We start from the raw sequence: 12,815 nt of genomic DNA, 5'->3' as shown, positions 1-12,815 counted from the left end.
GTGACGATGCCGTTATCCGCTCATATACCGTATTGGGATAGCTACCCTATACGCCAAATCTAGCTAATAAGAGATTGTTAATGATCCATTATTTTATGATTATCATGATGAGACACAGCTATTAGTAAACAGCTTTGACCTTATCGTCATAGCGCACACCCGGTAGGATACATAGCATCTCAAACAATAAGTTCGCTGCCAGTACTGAGGTGTTACCGAATGGGTCATACGGCGGTGACACTTCTACTAAATCGCCACCGACTACTTCCAGTCCGCGCATACCGCGAATGATTTCTATAGCTTGAGTTGAAGTCAGACCACCGATTTCAGCGGTGCCCGTACCCGGTGCAAACGCTGGGTCAATACCATCGATATCGAAACTTAAATAGACAGGTCCATCGCCTAGCTTTTCGCGCACTTCTGCCATGAGCGGTGTTAGCGACTTGTACCAGCATTCCTCAGCAGGTACAACGCGAAAGCCTTGCTGGGTTGACCAGTCAAACTCTTCGGCACTATAACCAGTACCACGCAGACCGATTTGTACTACACGGTTACCATCGATTAAGTTTTCTTCGACAGCACGGCGAAATGGGGTGCCATGAGCGATTTTTTCGCCAAACATATCATCGTTGATATCTGCATGCGCATCGATATGTACCATACCGACAGGGCCATGTTTTTTGGCAAGCGCACGCAAAATAGGCAAGGCAATGGTATGATCGCCGCCCAACGTTAGTGGAATCGCGCCATGTTTGACGACTTTTTCTGTATAGAATTTTTCGATGATATCAACGCTTTTTAACAGGTTGAAAGTATTGATAGGTACATCGCCAATATCAGCGACTTGTAAAGACTCAAAAGGCGCAGCACGAGTGGCCACATTGTAAGGACGAATCATGCGTGATTCATCGCGTATCTGTCTTGGTCCCAATCTAGCACCACTACGGTTGGATGCACCGATGTCCAAAGGTACACCAACGAAAGCCACATCTAATCCTTCTGCATCAGCCTGAGTCGGCAGGCGCATCATAGAAGCAAAGCCGCCAAATCTTGGCATGTCGTTGCCGCTTAATGGTTGATTGAATTTCATAAATCACATCCTTGTTTTAGTGTGTCGGTATAGCCAATTTGTTATATGTCACTTTTTATATGACTCTGACAATACCTAAATAATTGAATACAAACCATGGTAAAATTTAGAAGTAAACTTCTGGTTTTTCGTAGTAAGTTAGATTTAACCGTTATTATCAGAAGTTTGATATAAATTTTATGCTAAAAAAGTGATGAATAGAAAATTCATGTTGATAAACATCACAAGTGCTGAGGAATAATTACTGATGTTAGATGAATTGATAAAAATAGACATCAAAACCTTGCGTAGCTTTATGGCGATTGTAGAGTGTCAGGGCGTGACAGCCGCCCAGTCGCGCTTGAATGTGACGACCTCTGTCATTAGTGGTCATTTGACCCATTTAGAAGACCGCTTGGGTATGACGCTTTGTTATCGTGGACGCGCGGGTTTTAAGCTGACAGAAGATGGTGCAGCAGTATATGAAGCCTGCTTGAGTTTTACCGAAGCGGTTGCCAGCTTTCAACATCAACTGCACTATATTCGTCAATTAGACTCCGTGCATGGCGGTCATATTCGATTGTGTCTCATTGATCAAATGCCGACATTTTTTTATGATGCCTTGCGCCAATGCTTGGCTGCTAGCTATCGTGACAATCCCCTTATCCACTTTTCTATCGACGTGCAAAGCCCTGAAAGCATGTTAGAGAAGCTACTAAGCAACGAGAGTGATATTGGTGTGGGATATTTTGGCAGTTTTCCACCACTATTAACGTTCCAGCCAGCATTTATTGAGAAGCAGGTAGTTTGCTGTGGACGCGAGCATCGATTGTTTTATGAGTCAGAAGGGCTAACCTTTGAGGATTTGGAACAAAACTATCCATGGATAAAACGAGGCTATATTACTGATTTGAGTATCAATCATGTGCGCCCAAAAACCTTGAGTGCCACCACTTACCATATGGAGGCAACCGCGCAGCTGATTTTGGCAGGTCATCATGTTGGTTACCTGCCCAATGACTTAGCCAAGCGTTATGAAGAAATGGGACTGATGAAAGTACTACTGCCCACCGAGGCCAGTTATGAGGTCAAGCATCATTGGGCTTACCGAGAAAACTTGCACAAACAGGTCGCTGATTTTTTAAGTCAAATGATGCATCTATTATCAAAAAGCTCGCCAAAGCTATAAATGACTAAGGCGTTTCCTAGCATGAGCCAGCTAATATAAGCCAGCTTAAATCATGGCTCATCACAACGATAAATGGCTATATCGCTATAGTCGGTTCAATTTAAAAGTGGTATAAGGCAACCAAGTGTAGATGTATACTTAATACCTCAAGCGAGGTTAACGCTGTAACGCTTTTATAGTGGATTGATTAGATTGGTTGCTCCTGACGCTTTAAGCCAATGGTTCTTAGCTTGCCTTTATCATCCATTTCTTTGATGACCAATGACCACTTATCATTAATGGCAACGGTATCTCCTGAGACCAGTGCTGTACCTAGATTTCCTGTCACATATTCAGCGACCGTTTGTTCCCACATGCTTTTTGGGCTGTCATTAGGATCAAACTGTAGGCTGTCTACCAGTGATTCAGATTGCATCATAGCCGTAAAGAAGGGTAAATCTCCAAGCTTGACGCTAGGTGATAGTAGCCAGTCGCCATAAAAATCATCGATGGCTTTACGATCTAATGTCGTATCATTAAAAATTTTAGCAATTTTTCTGGCATGATCGCCGCGCATGGCGTACCAGACACCGTCACCAAATTTCAGCTTCGTGTCTTCGTCAACGACCACGATTCTCTGCCTACGTACCAGCGCAAACACACTAATCTCATCAGAGCTAATGCGTTTAGAGATATCCATCGGATGACGACCAATCGCAAATGCCCCTGATTGAACTTCGAATTCATACAAAGTAATACTTGCCTTATCCGACACCCAAACCTCATGCTCCTCTTTTGGATCATCATTGGTCGGAATCCGCACCTTAAACAAATTGGCCATGATAGGAATTGTTGTACCTTGCAAAATCAAGGACAAAACCACGACCCCAAAGGCAATATCAAACAGCATAAAGGCGTTATCTATCCCTGCCATAACAGGCAATATCGCAAGGGTAATAGGTACTGCCCCGCGCAAGCCAACCCAAGAGATAAAGCCTATCTCTCTGTCTTTGAATTTAAAAGGTTTAACGCTGGTATAGACAGCGATAGGACGGGCAACAAAGATCATAAAGGCGGCAATCGCGACTGAATAATGCCAGACATTGATGACGTTTGATGGGGTGACCAATAGTCCTAACACTACGAAAAGCACCGCTTGTGATAACCAAGCAAAGCTGTCCATCACTCGCATCACATGCTCGGTGGAGCGTACCTTGTGATTGCCAATCATCACACCCGTGAGATAAACCGCTAAAAATCCACTACCGCCAATTAGATTGGTCGCGGCAAAGACGGACAAGCCAGCAGATAGTATCAAAATAGCATACATGCCTTCTGCTAAATGTATCTTGGGCAATAATCGGGACAGCAAATAACCGAATAGCAAACCCATCCCTAGCCCAAAGCTCAACTGCTGGAACAGTAATATCAAAAAGCCAAATACTGTCTGTCCCGCTGGATCAACATTTAGAGCGATAAGACCCGTCACCAATAAAATAGCCAAGGGATCGTTGGCACCAGACTCTAATTCGAGTGTGGCTTGAACGCGATCATTGAGCTTGACACCGCCATTACGTAATAGTGAAAATACCGCTGCCGCATCAGTTGAACCAACGATGGCTGCCATCAATAGCCCAAAGCGCCAATCGACATCGAGTAACCAAGTAACAAACACCCCTAGCACCATTACCGTGGCCAGTACGCCCCACGTTGCCAAGGTGATTGCCGGCTTAAGACCAACCCGAAACGACTTAAAAGAGGTGCGCAAACCCCCATCTAACAAGATACAGGCTAAGGCTGCTTGCCCAACGAAATTGGCAATACCATATTGAGAAAACTCAATACCTAAAATACCCTGCTCGCCTGCCAACATCCCTACCATCAAAAACAACAGCAATAATGGAACGCCCAAACGCGCAGATAACGTACTGGCCATGATACTGGCAAAAATTAACAATGCTCCTACGAGGTATAGGATATTTAAGGTATCCATCTTTTTTTAAGCCCTATTTTTATCAATGGTGATGAATTAAGTTGGTGCGAAAGTATTACAATTTACTCTTTTATCTTTACCAGTAGACGCCACATCTGAATATTAAAAATATCATTAAGAATAACATCTACTATCATTTCTACAAAAACTATCTATAAAGATTTTTACTAATACTTGCTCTCATTTTAGTCATGATCATACAAGTGAGTTTGATGACATGTCCTCAGTCCTATAAATACAGTTGAAACTGTTTGGCATACTCTTTTCAATACTGACTAAGCCTGAATGTATTGCCATGTTAGTACCAAAATAGCAGCCGCTATTGTCCAAGCGACAACGCCGAGCAGTAAGGCCTTATATAAACTGATATAGCTGATGCTAAAGAACACCACAAAGGTATAAATAAGGTGCGGAATGACACCAAGCATACTAAATATCAATGCGACCCTTAAATCAGCAGGACTACGCTCAGTACCGACAATGAAGTGACTGATTAATGTAAAAGTGGGGAAAAGTGGCGCAAGTGCCGCCAAATAAAAAAATCGAGTTTGCGCAAATAATTGAATTGCCAGTACCATTAAAGCGCCAATAAGCATTTTTAACCAAATCACGACGGGATCATCTCCTGTTGAATGCTAAGGGCTGAACATAGCCCAATCCACCATGATACTAAAGTCTGCAAAGCGATATAAGAGGAACAACAGCTTAATTGACTTACACCATAAAAAGGCTCAAAAAAACCCCACCTAGCAATAGTACTAAATGGGGCGATGACTGATAATTGTTGATGCTGTTTGCGAACTAATTAATCATTTTTTGGCTTCAGCGCGGCACTGATATCTGCAAGTAATGGCGGGATATCATGCTTATCCGCGATCACCTCGATCATCACTAATTTATCCGTGGTAGCAGCGGCCTTATCGAGGGCAGATTTTAGCTCACCTGCCGTTTCTACTTTGAGTATGAGACTGTTCTCTTTGTTGGCACCAAAGGCTTGTGGCATGATCTGCCAATCACATTTAGGAATATCATTGTAGTATTGGTTTTCGCCATGAATCGCACGCTCCACGGTATAGCCATCGTTGTTAATTAAGACGATGACTGGATTAATACGCTCCTGAATCATGACCGCCAGTTCTTGAATAGTCAATAATGCTGAGCCATCACCGATTAATAGAACACCACGCTTGTTTGGCGAGGCAATAGCAGCACCTAAGCTGGCTGGCAACGTATAGCCAATTGATCCCCACATCGGTTGCCCATAAGAGGTCACCCCTTCTGGCAGACGCACATCACTGATACCAAAATAGGCCGTTCCTTGTTCAGAAAAAACCAAATTATTATGATCTAAGCGCGCAGCAATGATATGCCACAGATCGTCTTGGCGGATAGCCTCATCATCCTTGCCATTTTGTTCATGAGGGTTGACCGGCTCACAGAAAGATTTTGGTACGATATTGATGCCAGAGGTCATCACTTCATGTAACGCTTGCAGCGCATCTTTTAGCGCAATCGGTGCAAAGTTTTGACCGCTGATAGAAGCCCGTTCATAATGCAAGTCTACGACCACATCCTCATTGATATCTTGGCTGAATCCTGCGGTAGTCGTATCGGTATACTGCACCCCTACTTTGATCAGGCATTCACAGTTTTCCACCGCATCTTTGACCACAGGACGCGAGGCAACACCTGCATAAGTTCCTGCCCAGCGATCACTGTTTTCATCAAGCAGCGTTTTGCCCCAAGACAGCGTGGTATAAGGAATATCGGTATCAGCGATAAGTGCTTTGAGCTGATTTTGCAATCCTAAACGATGCACCATCAAATCTGCCATAAGCATCATGGTTTTGTTTGGCAAAAACTCCGTCAATGCTTGTTTGAAATCTGCCAGTGCCGCTTGACTGGTGATGTCTTCTTGGCTGTCAATCAGCTTGGTGGTTGGTGGATAGATAGGCTGACGCGCAACATCAGGCGATAGTAACAGATAGCCGGGGCGATGCTTTTTGAGCACCAGACGAATGACACGGTCAATCTCTGAGGCGGCGTTTTCTGGTGTAATTTGCGCCCGTGCCACTGTCACTGGCTCGACCATTTTAATAAAATGATTGAATACGCCATCACCAAGCGAATGATGAATACGGCGCTTTGAGTCTTGTAGAGCGGTACTTGGTGCTCCCACGATATGCAATACAGGCGCGTACTCAGCAAAAGAGCCTGCCGTCGCGTTAATCGCTGATAACTCGCCCACACCAAAAGTAGTTACCATCGCGGCAAACCCACGCTCGCGTGCATAACCATCAGCAGCATAACCGGCATTTAGCTCATTAGTATTACCTACCCAGCGCAGCTTATCAGATGCGAGAACATTGTCTAAAAAAGTTAAGTTGAAATCACCAGGTACGCCAAATATCTCAGAGGCGCCTGCTTCTGCGACACGATCAAACAAATAATCGGCGATGGTATAGTGTTGACTCATTGTATATCCCTATGACTTATCTTTATAAGTATTGATAACTGTGAATGTAATTGAGGTTAAATTATAAAGTGCATCCCAGCTTATTTATGTAATGCAAAGCTTTTGGAATACATATTATAATAAACTGTTATAACATACATTTATGGCTAGAAGACACGCCTATTTTACTAACTTTGGTTTTTTTCGTCATGGGTGTTGACACACCAAAAAAACTGCGTATAATACGCCATCATCAACTGACGATAGTTAATTGATAATTAGCGGGAATAGCTCAGTGGTAGAGCATAACCTTGCCAAGGTTGGGGTCGAGAGTTCGAATCTCTTTTCCCGCTCCAAATATGGCTTGAAAAAGCACTAAAAGCCTCACTCCTTAAATAGGAAGTGAGGCTTTTTTTTGTCCAATTTTTGGGCTTTATAGGAGATTTGATGACACGCCTTAGAAATTTCTAATAAATTAGACCTTACAGGCCACACTAGCAGCTTTTGCTTTTTCATAGACACTTTCAGCATCGAGTCCTAATGCGCTTACATCGTCTAAGTATTTCTGTGTTCCTTTTAGCAGAGGTCCTTTCCAATCTGGATCATTAAGTGGATCTGGAATATCAATGATCTCATCACCTCTATCTTTAGCAGCTTGCAAACCTAATAAATCAGTTCTATCCCACATCTCACCAACTTTCTTAGTAAGAGCCATACCTGAGTTATCATCAATGACCTTTTTTAAATCATCAGGCAAACTTTCATATTTATCTTTATTCATAGTCATCATCAGAGCAGAACTATAAAATGGGATATTGGTATGATATTTGGTTAACTCATCAAGCTTGAAAGTTGTGATCGCCTCCCATGGAAAGCTTAATCCATCAACCACACCGCGCTGTAGAGACGTATATATATCATTGGCAGGTAAACCCACAGGAGAGGCACCCATACTTTCAATAATATCACCTGCTACAGCAGATGGCCTGCGAATACGCATCCCTTTCATATCTTCGGGAGTTCGAATAAGCTTATCAGCACTATGTAATGTACCAGGGCCGGTAGCGAACATAAAAAGGAGATGTGAATCTTCATATTCGCTAGATATAGTGCCATTTTCATAAAGGGTTTGCAGCATACAACCTGTCTGTGTTGATGAATTAGACAAACCGGGAAGCTCTGCAATCTGGGTCAGTGGAAAGCGGCCACTAGTATAACCCTGTACTTGAGAACCGATGTCAATCGTTCCCTTTACTGTGGATTCATAAGCGGTATCTGCTTTACTGAGTGTTGCCGATGGATATACCTCAACCTTAAGACGACCATTAGAATCTTCTCCAATTTTTTTGGCCCATGGCTCAAAGATTTCTTTATTAACATCAGCAGTGGCGGGATAAAAATGGGAGAAACGTAGAACGGTAACTTCTTGATTTGAGGCAACTTCGCTACTGTTATCAGATTGGCCAGAACAACCAAAAAGGCTAATAGCTGCTAGTGCACCTATCGAAAAAAAAGGTGCTAATTTCATTATCAATTCCTTTTGATAGCGATTATTTTTTTGACATTTGATTGATATTAAGACTTAATTAATCTGCCTTAAAAGACATAAGCACTTTAAATTAAAACTGCTTAACATTCAAAACGCTACTTAAAATTAACAGCTAAAATGATAACAGTCAAATCATTTAACGACGATTCTCTAGAAGTGATGATATAGCTGATACTACGTAAAATGGATACATGACATTATGATGCGTGACTGGTAAAAAAATATTCATGAATTCAAAGAAGAAACTTAGCTCACGATTGACCAAAGAGCAGATAGGAATGAAGCGTGATTTAATATCATGATTAAAAGGCTTTAAGTGGATAAACCTTACTATAATAAGTTTGCCAAGTTTACTGATAGACTTTTTTAATATAGAACGACATAGGTTGCGCAATATTTATATCGTTAGTATCATTTCAGTTTTGAGATGACTCAATTACAATTAGGAAAAATTTTATGGCAAAATTAGAATCAAACATCGAATTAGAAGCAGCGGCATTTCGTCGCTTACTAGCTCATTTAGACGAGCGTAAAGATGTACAAAATATCGAACTGATGAACCTTGCCGATTTTTGCCGTAACTGCTTATCCAAATGGTATAAAGCGGCTGGTGAAGAGCGTGGTATTGAAATCGAATACGAGGATGCGCGCGAGCTTGTTTATGGTATGCCTTATGCTGAGTGGAAAGAGAAGTATCAACAGAAAGCAACGCCAGAGCAGTTAGCGCGTTTTAACGAGATTGAAGCTGCTAAGAAAAAATCGGATTAAAACTAACAGTGATGGCTCAAATAAAGTAAGCCACCACTAAATAGTTATATCAAAAAAGCCAATACTGCCGCTAGATTAGCGGCTTTCTATAGATTTGAGTATGCTACTAAACCCTATGGTTCCTTGTTTCTGCATTTGATGGTCAAATAAGCGACCGATTAATGGCAATGGTACAATCAATCGACCCTCAGATACCCAAGTCACGTGTGTGGTGCCATCGCCCAAGTCTTTTAAATCAATGGCGCCTTTATCGTGTTGCATTTTTATCGGTTTGGCTTTTTCGATTTGGTATTGCATATGAGTAGGACGCTCAAACGCCGTAATTCGCTCCCAAAACTTAACAGGTCCCGTTTGAATGCTACGTAAAGCCCCAACGCCATTGCGCTCCTCGTCACCTTCAGCCACTAGCTTAGCAACCCCCACAGCTTTAAATGAGCCATAACTGGCATGGTCACTCAGTGCTTCAAACACCTCATCAATCGGTTTTTTGACAATGCGTTCTACTTTTATTTTAAACATAATATTATCCCGTTAAGATCAAAGTTGAAATTATTTAGCTTACTGACATTTAAAACATGAATAAAGCAGTCGCACGTCAAAAACTTATGATCGCGAAACTACTACCGCTTAGACCCTCGGCCTTTTGAAGGACGCCTGCCATTTGTCGCAGGTTTGCCATTGCCTCCAGACTTACCATTACCCCCTGACGGCTTACCACGACCAGCAGGACGCCCATCCCTACCTTTAGAACCCGCTGGTTTTCTAGCATCATCCTTGGAGTATTTTTTATTTCCCTTTGCCGCACCCGCTGGTTTTGAAGACGACTTTGCTTTTGACGAGTCATCGGCACGAGGGTTTTTTCGTGGTGCATTACGAGATTTCTTAGCCGGTTTACTGTCTTGCGAAGAAGAGTCTTCTACAGATTTAAGTAAAACAGACAACTCTTTTGGGGTTAAGTCTCGCCAGTCTCCAACGGGCGTACCCTTAAGACTGACATTCATAATCCGCGTACGCTCAAGCTTCACGACTTCATAGCCAAAATGCTCACACATACGGCGAATTTGACGGTTTAGACCTTGAACTAACGTGATGTTGAATACGTTGGGCGCTACTTTAGTTACTGGGCATTTTTTCGTCATTTTGCCAAGCATCGGCACACCACCGGCCAAACCCTCGATAACACTATCGGTTAACGGCTTATTGACCGTGACCAGATACTCTTTTTCATGGTTATTACCAGCACGCAACACTTTATTAACCAGATCACCATTATTGGTCAAAAATATTAACCCTTGGGAATCTTTATCCAAACGTCCAATCGGGAAAATACGTAAACTGTGTCTCACAAAGTCGACAATGTTATTTTTCTCAGAGCTTTCTGTGGTGCTCACAATGCCCACTGGCTTATTTAAGACAATAAACACAAAATCATCTGCCTCTCGTGGCTCGATGAGCTGCCCGTTAACTTTCACCGCATCTCCAGCAACCACTTGCGCGCCTACTTGAGCACGCTTGCCATTGACGTACACATTACCTTGCTCAATAAAGCGGTCAGCGTCGCGCCTAGAGCAAATGCCGCTTTCGCTGATGTATTTATTTAAACGAGTCGAGGAAGCGTTAAACATAAAGCACCGTTTTACCTGATAAGAAGCCTTTTTTACTAAGAAAAAAGCCTAAATTGAATGGATCGTCAACAACGAAATAGCTCACATTATATAGGAAATTCAATGTCCCTTTGAGGAGAGATGGGTAAGAACCTATAAACATATCCAGAATCGTATAAATCGAAGCGGTTGACTCAATACAGCCAACGTTAGCACACCGTTACTCAATAATCATTAAGCCATGATATTATTGGCGTATGATATACACGATAAATTTGAGCATCTTATCTATACTATATTTAACCATTACTATTGAGCCTCGCTATGCCCCAATCTCGTACCAATCTAAACCCTGAACCCAAAACCAACTCGCCTTATTTAGTCGGTGTGCTGTTACGTTACAGCACTTTTGCCGCTGCTGTCTTGCTGTTTTTAGCAGGGCTATTATTGATGAATTGGTGGCTGATTATTCTTGGCGGGTTTGGGGTATGTTTGGGGATTTATGACGTTATACAGTCAAAGCATGCCATCTTGAGAAACTATCCAGTGGCTGGGCATATCCGCTACGTACTTGAAGACTTCCGTCCTGAGATTCGTCAGTATTTGTTAGAAAACGATAAAGAGCAAGTACCGTTTTCACGCCAGCAGCGCGCCTTGGTTTATCAACGTGCCAAGAACGTTAGTGATACCAATGCTTTTGGCACACTAGACAATCTCTACACCCATGGTAAAGAATGGTTTTTGCAATCCGCCATCAGCCAGCCTTTAGAAAACCAAGACTTTCGCATTATGGTGGGCGGTGAGCGTTGTCAGCAGCCGCATGATATGTCGGTATTTAATATCTCGGCGATGAGTTTCGGCAGTCTATCAGCAAACGCTATCATGGCGCTCAATCAAGGCGCAAAAATAGGCGGTTTTACCCATGACACGGGTGAAGGTGCCATCAGTCCTTATCATCGCAAGTTCGGTGGTGATTTGATTTGGGAGCTAGGTACGGGTTACTTTGGTTGCCGCGATGAAAACGGTGATTTTAGTCCGCAATCCTTTGCCGAAAAAGCCGTTGATCCACAAGTGAAAATGATTGAGATTAAGCTATCTCAAGGCGCAAAGCCTGGTAAAGGTGGCGTCTTACCATCCAGCAAAATCACTCAAGAAATCGCTGATACACGTCAAGTGCCGATGGGGCAAGACTGCGTTTCACCCTCTTCGCATACGGCATTTAGCACGCCGCGTGAATTAGTCGCATTTTGGCAGCAGCTGCGTGAATTGTCTGGTGGCAAGCCGGTTGGCTTTAAGCTATGTATTGGCCAACCTTGGCAGTTTATGGCCATCGTCAAAGCCATGATAGAGACGGACAATTATCCTGATTTTATCGTTATCGATGGCGCAGAAGGTGGTACGGGTGCCGCCCCTGTCGAGTTTATGGACAATGTTGGTATGCCAATGGTCGAAGGGTTTTTATTGGTACACAATACCTTGGTCGGTGCAGGCATCCGCGATAAAATCAAACTTGGCGTGAGCGGTAAAATCGTCTCTGGCTTCGATATTGCCCGTATGATTGCGTTGGGCGCAGACTGGTGTAATTCAGCACGCGGTTTTATGTTTGCCGTGGGCTGTATTCAATCACGCTCGTGTCATACCAACACTTGCCCGACTGGCGTTGCCACCCAAGACCCGTATCGTCAAAAGGCGTTGGATGTGCCGAGCAAAGCTGAGCGTGTTGCAAGTTTCCATAAAAACACCCTAAAATCGCTTGCCAGTATCGTGGGTGCAGTTGGCTTGCAACACCCAAGCCAATTGCAACCTTATCATATCGCTCGACGCCTCGATGACGGGCAGATAAAGCTATTATCGAAATTCTTTTATTTCACTGATAGAGGTGCTCTGCTTAATAGTAGCGCCCGCGCGGACGTGTTCAATCAGATGTGGGTAATGGCGAACCCTGATAGCTTCTTAGCCAATGATGATGCCCTCATTGCTTATAATAAAGACTCACGAGATAAAGGTAGAGAAACCATCACATCAGCGGAACAGAGTCTTGGGAACTTTGCGAGTATCAGTGGCGGTGGGCAGTTAATCGGCAACGTCAACAATACTTTTCGCGAATTTCCACCTAGCAATGACTGAAAATAGTATTGAAAAATAGTGATGAGTATTTCACTATCCGTGAGCGTTTCTATTTTACTCTTTATCAAAAAGACAGATGATT

At 43.1% G+C, this 12,815-nt stretch carries 10 protein-coding genes and 1 tRNA gene; 4 read left to right on the top strand and 7 right to left on the bottom strand.

All coding sequences use genetic code 11. The features are described from left to right. Nucleotides 1-121: 121 nt before the first annotated feature. The gene (gene speB / locus ACMFL8_RS05380) at nucleotides 122-1,090 is read right to left on the bottom strand and encodes an agmatinase (RefSeq protein WP_010199708.1); all 969 of its coding nucleotides are present in this window, start codon (nucleotides 1,088-1,090) and stop codon (nucleotides 122-124) included. Nucleotides 1,091-1,337: 247 nt separating this feature from the next. Here speB and ACMFL8_RS05375 point away from each other — a divergent pair, with 247 nt between their 5' ends. Continuing rightward, entirely contained in the window at nucleotides 1,338-2,258 is a 921-nt protein-coding gene (locus ACMFL8_RS05375) for a LysR family transcriptional regulator (RefSeq protein WP_413190288.1), read from the top strand. Between the two features lie 187 nt (nucleotides 2,259-2,445). On the opposite strand, the gene ACMFL8_RS05370 is transcribed toward ACMFL8_RS05375, so the two are convergent. The 3 genes from ACMFL8_RS05370 to ACMFL8_RS05360 form a co-directional block, all read right to left on the bottom strand. Next, on the bottom strand, nucleotides 2,446-4,230 hold the full coding sequence (locus ACMFL8_RS05370; protein ID WP_413190287.1) for a potassium/proton antiporter: 1,785 nt from the start codon (nucleotides 4,228-4,230) through the stop codon (nucleotides 2,446-2,448). A gap of 275 nt (nucleotides 4,231-4,505) precedes the next feature. After that, entirely contained in the window at nucleotides 4,506-4,841 is a 336-nt protein-coding gene (locus tag ACMFL8_RS05365; protein ID WP_240215896.1) for a GlpM family protein, read from the bottom strand. Between the two features lie 194 nt (nucleotides 4,842-5,035). Then, nucleotides 5,036-6,706, bottom strand: coding sequence for an alpha-keto acid decarboxylase family protein (locus ACMFL8_RS05360; RefSeq protein ID WP_413190286.1), 1,671 nt, complete (start codon nucleotides 6,704-6,706; stop codon nucleotides 5,036-5,038). Between the two features lie 260 nt (nucleotides 6,707-6,966). On the opposite strand from ACMFL8_RS05360, the gene ACMFL8_RS05355 reads away from it, so the two are divergent. Next, nucleotides 6,967-7,041 (top strand) — tRNA-Gly (locus tag ACMFL8_RS05355). Between the two features lie 119 nt (nucleotides 7,042-7,160). On the opposite strand, the gene ACMFL8_RS05350 is transcribed toward ACMFL8_RS05355, so the two are convergent. Further along, a complete protein-coding gene (locus tag ACMFL8_RS05350; protein WP_194619999.1) occupies nucleotides 7,161-8,213 on the bottom strand; it encodes a TRAP transporter substrate-binding protein in 1,053 nt (350 codons plus the stop codon). Nucleotides 8,214-8,690: 477 nt separating this feature from the next. Here ACMFL8_RS05350 and ACMFL8_RS05345 point away from each other — a divergent pair, with 477 nt between their 5' ends. After that, nucleotides 8,691-9,002, top strand: a complete 312-nt coding sequence (locus tag ACMFL8_RS05345; protein ID WP_010199695.1) for a DUF1244 domain-containing protein — start codon at nucleotides 8,691-8,693, stop codon at nucleotides 9,000-9,002. Between the two features lie 75 nt (nucleotides 9,003-9,077). Here ACMFL8_RS05345 and ACMFL8_RS05340 read toward each other — a convergent pair whose 3' ends face one another. Then, nucleotides 9,078-9,521: an SRPBCC family protein gene (locus ACMFL8_RS05340; protein WP_189584631.1), complete on the bottom strand. Its 444-nt coding sequence runs from the start codon at nucleotides 9,519-9,521 to the stop codon at nucleotides 9,078-9,080. Between the two features lie 101 nt (nucleotides 9,522-9,622). Continuing rightward, on the bottom strand, nucleotides 9,623-10,627 hold the full coding sequence (rluF, locus tag ACMFL8_RS05335) for a 23S rRNA pseudouridine(2604) synthase RluF (protein WP_413190285.1): 1,005 nt from the start codon (nucleotides 10,625-10,627) through the stop codon (nucleotides 9,623-9,625). A gap of 303 nt (nucleotides 10,628-10,930) precedes the next feature. On the opposite strand from rluF, the gene ACMFL8_RS05330 reads away from it, so the two are divergent. Continuing rightward, nucleotides 10,931-12,733: an FMN-binding glutamate synthase family protein gene (locus tag ACMFL8_RS05330; RefSeq protein ID WP_194620007.1), complete on the top strand. Its 1,803-nt coding sequence runs from the start codon at nucleotides 10,931-10,933 to the stop codon at nucleotides 12,731-12,733. The last annotated feature ends 82 nt before the right edge of the window (nucleotides 12,734-12,815 follow it).

It is taken from the genome of Psychrobacter sp. AT9 (assembly GCF_047272965.1).
Classification (GTDB): Bacteria; Pseudomonadota; Gammaproteobacteria; order Pseudomonadales; family Moraxellaceae; genus Psychrobacter; species Psychrobacter glaciei.
The sequence above is the reverse complement of the archived record's forward strand: the minus strand, read 5'-3'. Positions and strand labels throughout refer to the sequence as shown.

What these genes read in the sequence shown, in the direction of transcription:
- ACMFL8_RS05340 (WP_189584631.1), bottom strand. Translation starts at nt 9,521, where the DNA reads ATGTTTAAAATAAAAGTAGAACGCATTGTCAAAAAACCGATTGATGAG.
- ACMFL8_RS05330 (WP_194620007.1), top strand. Translation starts at nt 10,931, where the DNA reads ATGCCCCAATCTCGTACCAATCTAAACCCTGAACCCAAAACCAACTCG.
- ACMFL8_RS05360 (WP_413190286.1), bottom strand. Translation starts at nt 6,706, where the DNA reads ATGAGTCAACACTATACCATCGCCGATTATTTGTTTGATCGTGTCGCA.
- speB (WP_010199708.1), bottom strand. Translation starts at nt 1,090, where the DNA reads ATGAAATTCAATCAACCATTAAGCGGCAACGACATGCCAAGATTTGGC.
- rluF (WP_413190285.1), bottom strand. Translation starts at nt 10,627, where the DNA reads ATGTTTAACGCTTCCTCGACTCGTTTAAATAAATACATCAGCGAAAGC.
- ACMFL8_RS05370 (WP_413190287.1), bottom strand. Translation starts at nt 4,230, where the DNA reads ATGGATACCTTAAATATCCTATACCTCGTAGGAGCATTGTTAATTTTT.
- ACMFL8_RS05350 (WP_194619999.1), bottom strand. Translation starts at nt 8,213, where the DNA reads ATGAAATTAGCACCTTTTTTTTCGATAGGTGCACTAGCAGCTATTAGC.
- ACMFL8_RS05345 (WP_010199695.1), top strand. Translation starts at nt 8,691, where the DNA reads ATGGCAAAATTAGAATCAAACATCGAATTAGAAGCAGCGGCATTTCGT.
- ACMFL8_RS05375 (WP_413190288.1), top strand. Translation starts at nt 1,338, where the DNA reads ATGTTAGATGAATTGATAAAAATAGACATCAAAACCTTGCGTAGCTTT.